The 15577-nt window shown below is 37.1% G+C and carries 16 protein-coding genes; 15 read left to right on the top strand and 1 reads right to left on the bottom strand.

What is annotated here, in order from left to right; genetic code table 11:
* Nucleotides 1-13 precede the first annotated feature (13 nt).
* From LG276_RS02595 to LG276_RS02640, 10 genes are all read left to right on the top strand, one after another.
* A complete protein-coding gene (locus tag LG276_RS02595) occupies nt 14-595 on the top strand; it encodes a cob(I)yrinic acid a,c-diamide adenosyltransferase (protein WP_095370838.1) in 582 nt (193 codons plus the stop codon).
* Nucleotides 596-598: 3 nt separating this feature from the next.
* Complete coding sequence (locus LG276_RS02600) at nt 599-1105, top strand: ECF transporter S component (protein ID WP_306470089.1); 507 nt, start codon at nt 599-601, stop codon at nt 1103-1105.
* Nucleotides 1102-1821: an ATP-binding protein gene (locus LG276_RS02605; protein ID WP_224938136.1), complete on the top strand. Its 720-nt coding sequence runs from the start codon at nt 1102-1104 to the stop codon at nt 1819-1821. Before LG276_RS02600 ends, LG276_RS02605 begins: the two co-directional genes overlap by 4 nt.
* A gap of 872 nt (nt 1822-2693) precedes the next feature.
* Nucleotides 2694-3770 (top strand): D-alanine--D-alanine ligase, encoded by a 1077-nt coding sequence (locus tag LG276_RS02610; RefSeq protein ID WP_224938135.1) that lies wholly within the window; start codon nt 2694-2696, stop codon nt 3768-3770.
* A 96-nt stretch (nt 3771-3866) separates the two neighbouring features.
* Complete coding sequence (murF, locus tag LG276_RS02615) at nt 3867-5240, top strand: UDP-N-acetylmuramoyl-tripeptide--D-alanyl-D-alanine ligase (RefSeq protein ID WP_251162945.1); 1374 nt, start codon at nt 3867-3869, stop codon at nt 5238-5240.
* A 206-nt stretch (nt 5241-5446) separates the two neighbouring features.
* Nucleotides 5447-6133 carry a carboxylesterase gene (locus tag LG276_RS02620; RefSeq protein ID WP_224938133.1) on the top strand — a complete coding sequence of 229 codons (687 nt, stop codon included), beginning with the start codon at nt 5447-5449 and terminating at the stop codon, nt 6131-6133.
* 441 nt (nt 6134-6574) lie between these two features.
* Nucleotides 6575-8056 carry a DEAD/DEAH box helicase gene (locus LG276_RS02625; protein WP_224938132.1) on the top strand — a complete coding sequence of 494 codons (1482 nt, stop codon included), beginning with the start codon at nt 6575-6577 and terminating at the stop codon, nt 8054-8056.
* A gap of 226 nt (nt 8057-8282) precedes the next feature.
* The gene (fosM, locus tag LG276_RS02630) at nt 8283-8702 is read left to right on the top strand and encodes a FosM family fosfomycin resistance protein (protein WP_251162944.1); all 420 of its coding nucleotides are present in this window, start codon (nt 8283-8285) and stop codon (nt 8700-8702) included.
* Nucleotides 8703-8879: 177 nt separating this feature from the next.
* The gene (locus LG276_RS02635; protein WP_095370830.1) at nt 8880-9359 is read left to right on the top strand and encodes a PH domain-containing protein; all 480 of its coding nucleotides are present in this window, start codon (nt 8880-8882) and stop codon (nt 9357-9359) included.
* Nucleotides 9352-10788, top strand: coding sequence for a PH domain-containing protein (locus LG276_RS02640; protein WP_224938130.1), 1437 nt, complete (start codon nt 9352-9354; stop codon nt 10786-10788). The genes LG276_RS02635 and LG276_RS02640 overlap by 8 nt, the downstream gene beginning before the upstream one ends.
* Nucleotides 10789-10845: 57 nt before the next feature.
* Here the strand turns inward: LG276_RS02640 and LG276_RS02645 are convergent, their stop codons facing one another.
* Complete coding sequence (locus LG276_RS02645) at nt 10846-11571, bottom strand: rhomboid family intramembrane serine protease (protein WP_224938129.1); 726 nt, start codon at nt 11569-11571, stop codon at nt 10846-10848.
* 91 nt (nt 11572-11662) lie between these two features.
* Between LG276_RS02645 and acpS the strand changes: the two genes are divergently transcribed.
* The 5 genes from acpS (at nt 11663) to LG276_RS02670 (ending at nt 15545) form a co-directional block, all read left to right on the top strand.
* Entirely contained in the window at nt 11663-12019 is a 357-nt protein-coding gene (gene acpS, locus LG276_RS02650; protein WP_224938128.1) for a holo-ACP synthase, read from the top strand.
* Between the two features lie 228 nt (nt 12020-12247).
* The gene (locus LG276_RS02655; RefSeq protein WP_095370826.1) at nt 12248-13267 is read left to right on the top strand and encodes an outer membrane lipoprotein carrier protein LolA; all 1020 of its coding nucleotides are present in this window, start codon (nt 12248-12250) and stop codon (nt 13265-13267) included.
* Nucleotides 13268-13542: 275 nt separating this feature from the next.
* Entirely contained in the window at nt 13543-14691 is a 1149-nt protein-coding gene (alr, locus tag LG276_RS02660; protein ID WP_224938127.1) for an alanine racemase, read from the top strand.
* 217 nt (nt 14692-14908) lie between these two features.
* A complete protein-coding gene (locus tag LG276_RS02665) occupies nt 14909-15190 on the top strand; it encodes a CopG family ribbon-helix-helix protein (protein ID WP_095373546.1) in 282 nt (93 codons plus the stop codon).
* A 4-nt stretch (nt 15191-15194) separates the two neighbouring features.
* Nucleotides 15195-15545 (top strand): type II toxin-antitoxin system PemK/MazF family toxin, encoded by a 351-nt coding sequence (locus tag LG276_RS02670; RefSeq protein ID WP_095370824.1) that lies wholly within the window; start codon nt 15195-15197, stop codon nt 15543-15545.
* Nucleotides 15546-15577 lie beyond the last annotated feature (32 nt).

The raw sequence follows: 15577 nt of genomic DNA on the forward strand, positions 1-15577 counted from the left end.
AGTGGGCGATTAGATGAGAATTTATACGAGAACAGGAGACAAAGGAAAAACGAGCATTATTGGCGGCAGAGTAGAAAAGGACGATATACGTGTTGAAGCCTATGGTACAGTTGATGAAGTCAATTGTTTTGTCGGTCAGGCTGTAACTGAGTTGGATCAAGCAAAATTCGCAGACGTCTTGGATGATTTAGAGAAGATACAACATGAACTTTTTGACTGTGGTGGAGACTTAGCAAACGTAACAAAGACACGTGAACTGAAGCTAAAACAAGAGTCCATTGATTATTTAGAAGAGAGAATTGATGTGTTTATTGCAGAAGCACCAGAATTAGAACGTTTCATCTTGCCAGGAGGTGCCAAGGCATCTGCTTCTATTCACATAGCAAGAACCGTCACAAGAAGAGCAGAAAGATTAGTCGTATCACTTAAGAAAACAGATGATACTGTTCCGGATGTAGCTGTTATGTTTTTAAATCGCTTATCTGATTACTTTTTTGCATTAGCCCGCGTCATCAACTTTCGCTTAGGGAATCCGGATGTAGAATATGTACGTAGTGCGAAAGTGTTCCGTGGAGGTAAAAGAAAAGGGGAATAAGTGATGGGTCTTTTGAAAGGAATTAAAATAACATGGCTAAGTGTTTTTGTTGCCCTATCGGTGATTGGTGCAGCAATTAAGATTCCAGCTGGGATTGTCACTAGTGTGGCACTAGATTCATTTCCTGCGCTACTCGCTAGTGCCTTACTAGGAGGTCCGGCTGGTGCAATCGTTGGAGGGACAGGTCATTTATTGTCAGCACTATTAGGTGGGTTGCCAATGGGGCCCTTTCATTTGGTAGTAGCGATGGAGATGGCCATTCTAAGTTATATATTTGCATTATTGTACCGCAATGGACATAGATGGATTGCTTCTATTCTCTTTGTGCTTGGAAACTCGTTTGCAGCCCCACTTCCATTTCTTTTTATTATGGGGGAAGCGTTTTATTTGGCACTCGTTCCTTCGCTTTTACTTGGTTCTATTTTTAACGTAGCTATAGCTCTTATCCTCATTCCAAGATTGGTCAAAATCATACAACCGGTAAAAACATCCATGGAAAATACCAAATGAGAGATGTACTGGTGATTCCATTTAACAAGGAAGAATCACTTGTCATAGCAAGTGATAATAGCGGTGGTATTGGATTAAAGCATGAGGATTTAATTAAAGTTTCTTATGAGGATGTCGCTTATTATGCTTTAAGGGTGTCGATGATGGAATGTATAGCTATAGGTGCAACGCCGTTAGCGATAATTTTGCAGAATTTTTCTGGAGATCAAGTGTGGCGATCATTAATAACAGGAATTGAAAAGGGCTTGCTGGAACTAGGCCTAACCGAATTATCTATAACAGGAAGTACAGAAAGTAACTTTGAGTTGAAGCAATCTGCAACAGCTGTATCTGTTATGGGGAAAATACATGCGAGTAAAGATATTCATGCGATAGAGTTTAAAGAAGATAATCGGATAGCAGTTATCGGTAGACCGTTAGTAGGAGAAGCCGTCATTAATGATGCTCTACATATAGCTCCGCTAGCGCTATGTTCAAAACTCGTCAATATGGAAAAAGTGACAGTCATGCCTGTTGGCTCTAAAGGGATATTAGCTGAGTTAAACCAATTATTTAAGAATCGTGTCTTTGCCCTAACTGATATCACTTGTGAATTAGACTTACTTACTTCTTCAGGTCCTGCAACCTGCTTCATTATTAGTTACACACTTGAAAATGAACAGAAAATAAAAGAAATGGCTACTGGTTATTTTTATCCTGTAAAGGTGAAAGAATGAGTTTAACTGTTTTTTAACAAAGGCATGGCAAACGGAATGGAGTATAGAGAATAGAATGCAAGGTCGATTATATTCTCTTTTTACTGACAAAAGAAAGTTACAAATTGGGAAAGAAGCATGTACGGCACATTGCCAATAACTGGCGTGCGGATGCTTCTTTTTACTTTGACAGCAGTCAATGTGGCATGGGTAGAAAGTGAATGTAGATAAAGGTGGTAGGTCTTTTGGCAGATTTTATTACTAAATGACAAATCGTACGATTGTAATCGTAACGATGCGATGATTAATCTTGCCATTTATTTTAGCTAGTATAAAATATATAAATGAGGTAAAATGGGCTGGCAATCATTTGCGCTATTTAGTGAATGATACCTAATGTCAGTTCGTTATAAAGGAAATTTTTTATTATATATTGATAACGATTACAGATATTAATCTTTTTGTAATAGAAAACTAGAGCTTTTGTAACATAATGTTAACAGAGAAGTAAGTGAAAAAAAGTATAATAGTGGTATATCAGTAGGTAGAACAGCTTCAAAGAATTTTGCATCTATATTGATGCTCTCTATAGGTTGTAGAAGGAATGAAGGGTATATGATTAAATATTTCAGGATAATGGGAATTAGGTCTTTATATCCTGAAATGAGTTCATTCTCATTGCCATTAATAATCGATATGAGGACAATCTCCAATGACGATATAACTTTTTTCAAGAGAGAAATGGCTATTTTTTAATTGAAGTAAGCTCCTTTTCCCATGGTTATACATACATATACTTTTATAGGCATTTATCTTGTTGAAACATTTACTCTCTTATTTTATAAAGTGGTAAAATAAATTTAAGTTACTTGTTAAAATTGGAGGTTTTATTGATGACGATTAAGATCGGACTTTTGTACGGTGGGAAATCTGCTGAACATCATGTTTCTATGCAGACAGCGCTTGCCGTGATTAAAGCATTAAACACAAATAAATTTGATATTTATCCTATTTATATTTCGGAAGAAGGTCAATGGATCAAGGGACAACAACTTGCTGGGCCCGTTGATACAGTGAAAGAATTATCTTTTTCAGAAGGCCAACAGCTATCACCTTTAGCGTTAGCACCAACCCTTTTCGAGACGCAAGAAAGTCGACCTTTTGATGTGATTTTTCCATTATTGCATGGTCCAAATGGGGAAGATGGTACGGTTCAAGGAATGCTTGAGCTTTTAAATTTACCATATGTTGGAAATGGCGTCCTTTCTTCTTCAGCAGGAATGGATAAAGTGATCATGAAAAATATCTTTGCTCAAGCTGGATTAAACCAAGTTAATTATGTTTGGTTCCTTCGAGGGGAATGGGAAACTGCGGAAGAGGATGCTTATCGCAAAGTAGAAGATACCATCGGATACCCGTGCTTTGTTAAGCCAGCAAATTTAGGCTCTAGTGTAGGAATTAGCAAATGTACGAATCGTAGTGAGCTCCATGAGGCATTCGTTGAAGCATTTAAATACGACCGTAAAATTATTATCGAACAAGGTGTAGATGCAAGAGAGATTGAACTAGGTGTAGTGGGAAATGATTACCCTGAGTGCTCTGTTGCCGGTGAAATTATTCCGAAAGATAAAAACTTCTACGATTATACGGCAAAATATGAAGATGGGAATACAATTTTAATGATTCCTGCTGATGTTACAGAAGCTGAATATAGCGAATTAGAAGCGATGGCAATTAAAGCCTTTAAAGCATTAGATTGTTCGGGACTTGTTAGAGCGGATTTCTTCTTAACAAAGGAAGGAAAAGTCTATATAAATGAAGTGAACACAATGCCAGGCTTTACACCATACAGTATGTTCCCATTACTTTGGAAGCATTCAGGTGTTGAATATCCAGCCCTTATTGAGCGTCTTGTCAACTTAGCAATTGAAAGACATCAAGAAAAACAAAAAATTAAGCATACAATGTAATTGTAAGCGGAACAGCTAAGCTGTAGCGTATACAGTTACATAGAAAGATAGGCTTTGCACCCCGCAGTGCACCTGTCAAAAAGGAGGCAGGAAAAGTTGATTAAGAGAACCTTGAATGATTTAGCAGAAATGATTCAAATAGAGAATGATCTTTCACCATACGGAAAAAAAGAAATTCAAGGTGTAAGTATTAATTCTCGTGAGATTACTCCAGGACAACTATTTATACCCTTTAAAGGAGAGCGAACAGATGGGCATCAGTATGTGTCGGATGCTATTGAAAAAGGAGCTGCGGCTGCTTTTTGGCAAGAGGATGTACCAAATCCACCGACTCACTTACCCATTATCATCGTTAAAGATACGTTAACTGCATTACAAGAGCTGGCAAGAGCCTATCGTAATCAGTTAAGTATAAAAGTGGTAGGGATTACTGGTAGCAATGGTAAAACGACGACAAAGGATATGATGGCGAATCTTTTAGCGTTAAAATATAAAGTCCAAAAAACCGAAGGCAATTATAATAATCATATTGGTCTTCCGCTTACCATCTTAGCGCTAGAAGAAACAACAGAGGTAGCTGTATTAGAGATGGGTATGAGTGGAAAAGGTGAAATTGACTTTCTAACTAAGCTAGCACGCCCTGATGCAACGATTATTACCAATATCGGTGAATCACATCTACAAGATTTAGGCTCAAGAGAAGGAATTGCTGAAGCAAAGCTTGAGATTATAAATGGCTTAAAGTCAGATGGATTGATGGTATACATGGGGGATGAACCCCTTTTAAGAAATTACTTTGATTCATATAAAGGGCAAGCTACGGTTAAAACCTTTGGAAGAACCGAACAAAATGACCTATATCCTGTGAATATCCAACAATTAGACAACGGCAGTAAGTTTCAGGTCAATGCGAGCGAAATAGAATTCACTTTACCTATTTTAGGTATGCATAATGTCTTAAATGCTCTATCAGCTATGATTGTTGCACAACATTTTAATGTGTCATTTGCGGAAATGGAAGCAGGATTAGTGAAAGTGAGACTGACAAATATGAGGATGGAAATACTACAGGGTCAAAATGGCGAGAAAATAATAAACGATGCATACAATGCGAGCCCTACTTCAACGCAAGCTTCAATAGAATTATTAGCGAATTTACCAGGATATAAGAAGAAAATACTTGTTCTTGGTGATATGTTGGAACTGGGGGCAGATGAAGAGAGATTTCATGAAGAAATCGGGTTATCCATCTGTGCGGAAAACATCGATGCCGTATTTACCTATGGTCGATTAGGACACTTAATTGCAAAGGGAGCCAAGGAAGTATTGTCTGAAGACCGTGTATTTGCTTTTGATGAAAAGGCACCATTAATTGAAGAACTAAAAAAACATGTCAATGATGAAACAATTGTACTCGTTAAGGCTTCTAGGGGAATGAAGTTAGAAGAAGTCGTTGAGGGATTGCAATAATACTATACTAAAATTCAAAAAACCTTATTGTTTCACATGGAACATAAGGTTTTTTCTATCTTTTGAATTATATTATAATAATTCACATTTTTTACGTTATGAGGATTTAATTTTCCGTATAGAGGGTAAAAAATAAACTAGATGCTTATGTTAAAGTTGAAAAGCTGTTCAATAGCCTGATAAATTTACCATTGGCGGTGTAAAAGATGATTGGATGTTTATGCATACATGGATTTACAGGTGCACCTTATGAAGTTGCCCCATTGGCGAATTATATAAAGGAACATACGGATTGGGAAATAGCGGTTCCTACATTACCTGGTCATGGAGAAAGGCAGTCCTTAAAGGGGATTGTGTTTCAAAAATGGATCAATCATGCAGAGGAAGAATTAAAAAACTTACTAGAAAAATGTGAAGTTGTTTATATTATTGGATTCTCCATGGGAGGCATGATCGCTAGTGAATTAGCGGTAAAATACCCGGTAGCGAAACTGGTTTTACTTAGTGCAGCTGCCTATTATTTAAATCCAAGACAAATTTTCCTTGATATTAAAGGGTTATTAAGAGAAGGGCTTCAAGGCACAAGAATAACGCAAAATCCATTATTTATACATTACAAACAAAAGATCAGCTCCACGCCGATTGCTGCAGCTAGGCAGTTCCAAAAGCTAGTAGCGACGGTCCGCCCACGATTAAAAGAAGTGAAGGTTCCAACTTTCATCGCTCAAGGAGAGGATGATGGCATCGTTCCTGTACGCAGTGCAGATTATCTTTACAAACACATCACCTCAGAACAGAAACACAAAATTATTATTAAACGGTCAAAACATTTAATTTGCCATTGTGATGAAAGTGAGCAACTGTTTAAAGAAGTACTTCAATTTCTTTCATAACCTTTTAGTTAAGGCGATTTTCTTCAAATGAACTCTCTTTCGTCAATGGTTTATTTTTATACTACTGTCATACTATGTCCTGCTAAAGCATTGCAAATCATGCGTTGAGATGGTAATATATACAACAAAGTGTCAACAGGAACTCCATTGAAACCCGGACATACTCCACTGGTAGGAGAATGTCTTTTTTCATTACATGTCTGAATAAAAATTTCTATTTGTAATTGTTCGTTAGATTTAGGATGCGGAAGTCATCATACATTTATTTTTTTATACAAATAAGCATAGCACAATTCATGCATTGGTAATAAATTCTCCCTCATCCTCTCTATAGTGGGTTTCTCTTAAATCGTTGTAATTATAACAACTTTGATTGGGGAAATTTCCTGCCTACTTGATGAAATAAAATATTTTTCAAAGAACAGAAGGAGATTGGATACATTGACTAAGTTTCAAGATTTGGGTATAAGCCCTGAAACAATGAAGTCTCTTAAAAGAATGGGGTTTGAAGAGGCAACCCCGATTCAAGCAGAGACGATTCCTTTAAGCTTGCAGAATAAGGACTTAATTGGACAAGCGCAAACAGGTACAGGTAAAACAGCCGCTTTTGGTATTCCTATGATTGACCATATTGACTATAATGATAGTTTTATTCAAGGTTTAGTCATCGCACCGACAAGAGAATTAGCCATTCAAGTGTCAGAGGAATTATACAAACTCGGTTTTGGGAAAAAAACGAGAGTGTTATCGATTTATGGTGGCCAAGATATTAACCGTCAAATACGTGCTTTAAAAAATCGACCTCATATTATTGTCGGTACACCTGGAAGAATCCTTGATCATATTAATCGAAAAACACTAAAACTAGATCATGTCAAAAAAGTGATTTTAGATGAAGCTGATGAAATGTTAAATATGGGCTTTATTGATGATATTGAAAAAATCTTATCAAGTGTCCCAGAAGAGAAGCATACTTTACTCTTCTCTGCGACGATGCCACCAGCCATTCAACGTATTGCTGAGCGGTTTATGAAAGAGCCACAAATCGTTCGAGTGAAAGCGAAGGAAATGACTGTACCACTCATTGAGCAATATTATATTGAAGTACAAGAAAAAAATAAGTTTGATGTGTTAACAAGACTGCTTGATATTCAATCACCAGAACTTGCGATTGTTTTCGGACGTACGAAAAGAAGGGTGGATGAACTTTCTGAAGCCTTAAGTTTAAGAGGTTACAATGCAGAAGGAATACATGGTGACTTGAGCCAGGCTAAACGTATGTCTGTCCTTCGTAAGTTTAAAGAAGGGTCCATTGATGTCCTTGTCGCAACAGATGTAGCAGCTCGTGGATTAGATATATCTGGTGTTACACATGTGTATAACTTTGATATACCACAAGATCCGGAAAGTTATGTTCATCGTATTGGTCGAACAGGTCGCGCGGGTAAAGAAGGAATGGCCATGACATTTATTAACCCACGTGAGAAATCATACTTACGTATCGTTGAAAAAACAACGAAAAAGAAAATGGAAAGAATGGCTGCTCCGACGTTAGATCAAGCATTAGAGGGGCAACAAAAGGCTGTTGCAGAAAAAGTCGAGCAAATCATTGAGGATAATCATCTTCAATATTATCAACAATCTGCACAACAATTACTTGAACAACATGACGCAACAACGGTAGTTCAAGCATTGTTGAAGCTCATGATCAAAGAACCGGACACGACTCCAGTAAAACTAACAGAAGAGAAACCTTTACCGGCTAAACGAGACAGAAGATCCACAGATAGAAGTAACCGTCCTAGAGGTGGGTATAGCCCGAAAGGAAGACAAAGTAACTCCTATCGCTCCCGTGATGGTAAACCTTCAGGTAAAAGGAATTATCAAGGAAATAAGAAAACAAATGCAAATAGCTATAGATAATATATTGGGAGAACCGAGCAATAAATGAAGCTCGGTTCTTTGTGTTATGTAGACATGTAGCAATAGGGTCTATGGTGGAGGAAATCAGAGGAATAAAAAGCCCACATAAAACCTATAACCGTTAACCTAGATGTGTTTTTATCTATAGTATTTGCTGCTGCTTCAGTATAATGGATAATAGGATGCCAGATAAATTTAATGAAATCAAGATGAGGTGAACGGCAGTATGATTAAAGGTTTGAACCATATGTTATTCTCTGTTTCTGATTTAGATCGTTCTATTGCTTTTTATGAAAAGGTTTTTGTAGCTAAGTTGCTTGTAAAAGGGAGAACGACAGCATATTTTGATTGTCAAGGCATGTGGATTGCCCTTAATGAAGAAAAAGACATACCTCGTCAGGAGATTAACCAATCTTATACTCATATTGCATTTTCTATTGATGAAGATGATTTTGAAAGTTGTTATCAACGTTTACTAGACTTAAAAGTGAATATTTTATCCGGGCGCATAAGGGACGAAAAAGATAAGCGCTCGATTTATTTTACTGACCCGGATGGTCATAAATTTGAGTTCCATACGGGTACCTTACAAGATCGATTAGCTTACTACCGACAAGATAAAGATCATATGACATTTTATAAGTAAATGAAGTAGATAGGTAAGGGATTAATCAACTTCACTCCAATTGAAACCTTTTTCTTAGATCATCGTATAGAATTAATAACTAAGAATGAAAAAATATCCAAGTTTTTACTGAGAAATAGTATGGCTTTCATGTATACTATAGTTGTTCAATAAGGAATTTTTAGGGGGTTTACATATATGTTATCAAAGCCGCAAAAGCGTATTTCTAAACGGGGTCTGACTGTTTGGAAAATATCTGGTGCACTACATTCCCTTATCCCATTTGTATTGGCAATTGGCGCTATTGTTTTAACATTCATTTTTGATTGGCCGATGTGGATAATTGGTGTTGCATTAATTATATTTGCTCTTTATGCTTATTTAGCGATTAAAGTTTTCCCGACTGTGCGGTGGAAAAGGTGGCGCTATGAAGTGAGAGAGAATGAAATTGAACTACAGCATGGAATATTTATTATCAAACGTACACTCGTCCCAATGATCAGAGTGCAGCATGTAGATACTCACCAAGGACCTATTCTTCGAAAATATAAACTAGCTACCGTGACGGTTTCAACTGCGGCAACTGTTCATGAAATACCCGCTTTAGATCTAGAAGAAGCAGAAGAACTGCGATTTTTTATATCTAACTTAGCAAGGGTGGCTGTAGATGATGTCTGAGCCGAGAAGACTTCATCCGATTGCAGCCGTATCAAATGTACTGAAAACATTAAAGGACTCCATTATTCCCATTTTAATTATTGTCGTATTTGGTAATAGCGAAGGGAAGATTCAGCTTTTTATTACAATAGGTATTATCGCTCTTATTCTTATATCCGGTATTCTTACTTGGCTTCGTTTTACCTACAGAATAGAAGAGGGAGAATTACGAATTGAATCAGGGTTAATTATTCGGAAAAAAAGATATATCCCCTTCGAAAGAATTCAAAGTCTTGATTTATCAGAAGGGATTTTACAAAGACCTTTTGGTTTAGTGAAAATGACCATTGAAACAGCTGGTTCAGGACTAGAGGCAGAAGCTATATTGACTGCTATTTCTAAAAATGAGGCACAGCAGATTCAAGATATCCTATCGCAATCTAAAAAGGCACATATAGAGTTAGATGAGCAAATCGAAACAGAACAAAAAGAGGAACAAATACTTTACCAAATTAAACCTGGAGAGTTGATTTTACTTTCTTCGACCTCTGGGGGAGTAGGTGTTGTGATTTCAGCTGTTTTTGCCTTTTTATCACAATTTGCTGAAGTCATTCCTTATGAGAAGGTATTTGATGAATTGAGTGTCTTTATTACAGGCGGTGTTATGCTCATCAGTTTAATGGTTTTCCTTGGTTTCGTTCTTGCTTGGCTTATTGCTCTCATTGGATCAGTGTTAAAGTATGCTAATTTCACTGTAAGAAAAGTGGGAGATGAATTAGTTATTACCCGCGGTCTATTGGAGAAGAAGCAACTAACGATTCCTCTACATCGGATTCAAGCATTAAGGATAAATGAGAATCCAGTTCGCCAAGCAATTGGCTATGCATCTGTTTACCTTGAAAGTGCAGGTGGGTCATTAAAAGATGCGGATAGCTCGAAAGTGATGCTGTTACCGATTATTAAGAGAAACCGAATCCGCGAGAAGATAGAAACTGGATTAAATGATTACCAATTGACAGATATGTTTGTTCCAGCACCAAAAAAGGCTTTAAGAAGATACATATTGAGAGGATTATTTATCTCTGTTCCAGTCGCAGTTATCCTTCTTTATTTCTTCTCAGTGTGGGGTTTATTTAGTTTAGTGTTCGTTGGATTGATGCTTATTTTATCTTATTACCGTTATAAAGCAGCTGGTTGGACGATTATAGGAAATCAACTCGTTCTTCGTTCACGATTTATTTCTAAAACAACTGTTTACTTGAGGAAGAATAGAACACAATCAATTTCAATGAAAGAAACGTATTTTCAGAAGCAAAATCAGTTAGCTACTATTTCTGCTAAGGCTATGTCTGGTTCAGGTGCAACTGGAGGAGATGTAGTTGACCTAGAAGTAGAAGATGTATTATCTATATACAAGTGGTATTCTTATACCCCTGAGAATACAGAATGAGAAACAGCAAATCCGAACATAAATTGTTCGGATTTGCTGTTTGTTTGAACGATTTCATTAACGTGACAATAGACCGATAATGGCAAGAAGAATAATGCCCCCAAAGATAAGAATGGTTGATAGGGGGACGCCTTTTAATCGTCTGGCTGAAGATTTCCATTGGTTTGTTGGTCTCGTTGCACCATATCCAGCTTTTAATTTCGTTTTAATCATTGCTGAACCAGTGAGGAAACCTGCTAATAGACCAAATAGATGGGCAATCACATTTACATTCGCTTGCAAGAAGGTCATAATTACACCAATAACTGTGATGGCAAGAATGAGCTGAGTATTTTGCTGTGAAAGTAAATCTCTACGGTACACAATAATAGCAATAAAGAAGCCGAAGATACCATAAATCGCTCCGCTCGCGCCAACGTGAATATATGTTAACGGTTCAAGGATGAGTGTTGCGATATTCGCGCCAATACCAGCTAGGAAGTAAACAAGGAGGAAACGCCCCTTGCCAATTGCTCTCTCTAGTGGGGGTCCAAATAAAACAAGTGAGAAGCAATTAAATAAAAGGTGAGCAAATCCGCTATGCATGAAGATAGGTGTAACAAGTCGCCAAAACTCCCCTTGCATAATATAAATATTAATACCTGCAAAATGCGCCATTAACCAATTGGTTGGTAGGATGGGCAAAACAGTAAGTAAATACAATACAATATTAATAGCGATAATAGAAGTAACGATGGGATAGAAGCGAATAAATTCTTTAAAGCTTTCTGTCCTGATAAACAATAATTGACTCCTCCTAAAATGTTCTCATACATTAAATATACTATAGTTTGTTTTATGCAGCATTTATTTTATTTAGAAGATGGTGATTAGAATGATTAAAGGCATTGGTATCGATATGATTGAATTACAGAGAATTAAACAATTAGTAAAAAGAAAAGAACGGTTTGTCGAACGTATTTTAACAACAAGCGAAAAACAGAAATATGAGACACTAACTGGGCATAGAAAAATAGAATATTTAGCAGGGAGATTTGCTGCGAAAGAAGCCTTTGCTAAAGCGAAAGGAACAGGCATCGGGCAATCACTTTCGTTTCTAGATATTGAAACAGCTAACCATATGACTGGACAACCGATCATTGTTCGTCCGGTTGATGGCTGTCTTGTACACTTATCTATTTCCCATAGTAGAGAGTATGCCATTGCTCAAGTGATAATTGAAAAAGAGTAATATTCATTAGGACAGGAAGTAAAGTTGATTAAGCTACTATTCCTTCAAATAAACGCCTGTAATTAATTACATACGAATCATCCCCAGGCTCCAAAAAATATTCTTGATCTATTAGAACGTCTGGAATAATCTTTGAGGTTGTCTCATATATTCAATAGTGCAATGGAGGAGACAGGCCACGGAAGCGTTTGACTGCACTGTTGATTATAAGATAAAGGGGTTGAAGGAATGAAGAAGAAGTTTTTCTGGCTACTCATGGGACTGGCCATAACTGTCACACTAGCTGCATGTGGGACAAAATCCCAGGAGGATGTGACAAAAGATTTATCGAGCAAACTAGAATCATTAAAAAGCTATAAGGCGGAAGCGAAAATGACGCTGCAAACAGGTTCCGAGCCGCAATCCTATGATATAGAAATATGGCATAAGAACCCGGAATTTTATCGTGTGGCACTTAAAAACACTGAAAAAGATCAAAGTCAAATGATCTTAAAGAACAAAGAAGGTGTGTTTGTTCTTACGCCAGCTTTGAATAAAAGTTTTCGCTTCCAAAGTGACTGGCCAAACAATAGTAGTCAAGCGTATCTTTATGAGTCATTAATTGAAGATATTCAAAATGATAAGGAAGCAAAATTTAAAGCAACGGAAGATCATTATGTTTATGAAACAAAAACGAGTTATCAAAACAATCAAATGCTGCCTCTCCAAGAGATTACCTTAAATAAATCGGATTTATCTCCAGTTAGTGTAAAGGTAATGGATGCAGAAAGAACACCAGTTGTGACGGTGGATTTCTCCAATGTGAAATTTAATGAAGAGCTAGATAATAAAGATTTCGATACGAAGAAAAATATGACAGGTGCGCAGCTAGAATTCCCAGTCATGGCTGAAGTAGCAGAAGAAGAAGATTTCACTGTCTTCTATCCAGAATCGCTACCTGAAGTTGAACTTGTTTCTGAAAAAGAAGTAGAAACAGAAGAAGGTAAACGTGTCATTCTAACCTATGAAGGTGAAGACAAATCATTCACAATGATTCAAGAGAAGGCTGTTATTGTTCAAACCTCTGGTGGTGAAGAGGCGATGATGAATGGTGACCCTGTTGACCTTGGCTTCACTGTAGGAGCCGTATCAGATAATATGGTATCCTGGACGCAAAATGGCGTGGATTATATGATTGCATCGACTAACCTATCGAAAGAAGAAATGATCCAAATTGCACAGTCTGTACAAGGGGAAGTTGTAAAATAAATATAGATAAGATAAACCCGAGGTAGATTCCTCGGGTTTCTTTGCGTTGTTTGCGGTTTCTACGGATGATAATTTTGCCAATATTAACGCCATATCATCTAGATTAATTGGTAATCAAAGGTAACTTAAAGTTACCAAGTTTAACATACTTCTTAATTACATCTTACACTGCTTTTACTTCACTCGGTCTAAGAAGAAAGTTTGTCTTTTCTGTTATACGTTAATGTGACATAATCAAATAATAGAAGGAAAAGTATAAAGAGGAAGTGGACGGTATGAATCAACAGGTCCCATATTTTCGTGATACTTGGGCAGAGATAAATTTGGATTATATCACATATAATGTAGAGTCAATGATTAAGCATATTGGAGAAGAAGCAGAGTTGTTTGCAGTTGTGAAGGCAAATGCATATGGCCATGGAGATATAGAGGTAGCCAAGACAGCTCTAAAGGCAGGTGCCACTTACTTAGCGGTGGCGACTTTAGATGAGGCTTTTGCTCTTAGGAATAAAGGGATTGACGCGCCAATATTAGTTTTAGGACTCTCACGACCAGAGGATGTCGGGTTAGCTGAACAAGCAGGAATTACTTTAACCGTTTGCCAAGCTGAGTGGTTGATGAAAGCTGCACCATTCATAAACAAAGAAGTAAAAGTTCATGTGAAGATGGACTCGGGGATGGGTAGATTAGGGATTAAATCAAAAGAAGAATGGGGAATATTTCAATATCAACTACAGCAAGGAAAGTTCCATGTTGAAGGAGTTTTCACGCATTTTGCGACAGCGGATGAACTTGAGACAGCCTATTTTAATGAACAGTTAAGCACTTTTAATGAAATGATAAGCTGGATGGATGAACAACCAAGATATATTCATGCTAGTAATAGTGCAGCTGGCTTGAGACATCCTGAGGCGAAATTTAATGCAGTTAGATTTGGGATTTCAATGTATGGCATGTCACCATCTTCTGAAATTAAAAATCATTTACCTTTTAAATTAAAAGAGGCCTTTTCACTTCATACGAAAATAGTTCATGTGAAAAAATTGCTACCGGGCGAGAAAGTGAGTTACGGAGCAACGTACGAAGCTGAAAAAGAGGAATCAATTGGAACCTTGCCAATCGGTTATGCAGACGGGTGGATTAGGAGGTTAGCTACACAAGAGGTCCTTGTTAATGGAAGAAGAGTAAGTATTGTCGGCAGAATTTGTATGGACCAATGTATGATTCGTATTAGTGAGGAAGAGCAAGTTGGAGATGTCGTTACGTTAATCGGGACTCAAAATGGTCAGACCATCTCTGTAGATGACATAGCTAACACACTTGAAACAATTAATTATGAGGTAACTTGCCAAATAGGTATGCGCATACCAAGAATCTATATTCAGGATCAAACAAAAATTTCTACAAGAAATGGGATTCTTTAATGCATATCAATGAACATGTTGGTAGATAATAGTTATTAATAATTTGGGAAATTATCACTGAAATTCCTAGGAAGACATTGAAAGAAAATGCAACTGTTTTTATGGATAATTTCTTACTAAATAAAAAACCCCCTTTGCAGCCTAAGAGAATAATGGTAATATGAAAATTGGTAGATATAAAAAATATGGTGTGTAGTGATGGTGGAGGTGTATGTTTGTGTCTGAATCCAGCGCAACAACAGAAATAGTGGTGAAGCTGCCGCAACATCTATTAACGGAATTAGATGGTTATGCGAAGCAAGAGAACGTAAACAGAAGTGAGTTTATTTATCAAGCAACGAAAATGTATTTGCGTGAACGGAAGAAAAGACATATTCGTGAGTCCATGAGACGTGGTTACATGGAAATGGCAAAATTAAACTTGACGATAGCATCTGAAGCATTTCAAGCGGAATACGAGGCAGAAAACGCAGTTGAACGTCTTGTAAGCGGAGGCTGATCCTTTGATTGTTAAACGTGGTGACGTTTATTTTGCAGACCTATCCCCAGTTGTTGGCTCAGAACAAGGCGGTGTCCGTCCAGTACTTGTTATACAAAACGACATCGGGAATCGGTTTAGTCCCACAGTAATCATCGCAGCAATTACCGCTCAGATTCAAAAAGCAAAGCTGCCTACTCACGTTGAAATTGATGCGAAGCGATATGCTTTTGAGAGAGATTCAGTAATATTGTTAGAACAAATTCGTACAATTGATAAGCAGAGATTAACCGATAAAATCACCCATCTTGATGACGAAATGATGGATAAGGTAAATGAAGCCTTACAAGTCAGTTTAGGTCTTATAGAATTTTAGAAAACGCTCAAAAAAGTTGGGGCGTTTTTTTA

Origin of the sequence: Cytobacillus kochii, from assembly GCF_044790165.1 — a bacterium.
GTDB lineage: Bacteria > Bacillota > Bacilli > Bacillales > Cytobacillaceae > Cytobacillus > Cytobacillus kochii.

Coding starts and splice junctions, on each gene's coding strand:
- LG276_RS02610 (WP_224938135.1), top strand. CDS start 2,694: ATGACGATTAAGATCGGACTTTTGTACGGTGGGAAATCTGCTGAACAT.
- LG276_RS02600 (WP_306470089.1), top strand. CDS start 599: ATGGGTCTTTTGAAAGGAATTAAAATAACATGGCTAAGTGTTTTTGTT.
- LG276_RS02620 (WP_224938133.1), top strand. CDS start 5,447: ATGATTGGATGTTTATGCATACATGGATTTACAGGTGCACCTTATGAA.
- LG276_RS02605 (WP_224938136.1), top strand. CDS start 1,102: ATGAGAGATGTACTGGTGATTCCATTTAACAAGGAAGAATCACTTGTC.
- LG276_RS02635 (WP_095370830.1), top strand. CDS start 8,880: ATGTTATCAAAGCCGCAAAAGCGTATTTCTAAACGGGGTCTGACTGTT.
- LG276_RS02655 (WP_095370826.1), top strand. CDS start 12,248: ATGAAGAAGAAGTTTTTCTGGCTACTCATGGGACTGGCCATAACTGTC.
- alr (WP_224938127.1), top strand. CDS start 13,543: ATGAATCAACAGGTCCCATATTTTCGTGATACTTGGGCAGAGATAAAT.
- acpS (WP_224938128.1), top strand. CDS start 11,663: ATGATTAAAGGCATTGGTATCGATATGATTGAATTACAGAGAATTAAA.
- LG276_RS02595 (WP_095370838.1), top strand. CDS start 14: ATGAGAATTTATACGAGAACAGGAGACAAAGGAAAAACGAGCATTATT.
- fosM (WP_251162944.1), top strand. CDS start 8,283: ATGATTAAAGGTTTGAACCATATGTTATTCTCTGTTTCTGATTTAGAT.
- LG276_RS02640 (WP_224938130.1), top strand. CDS start 9,352: ATGTCTGAGCCGAGAAGACTTCATCCGATTGCAGCCGTATCAAATGTA.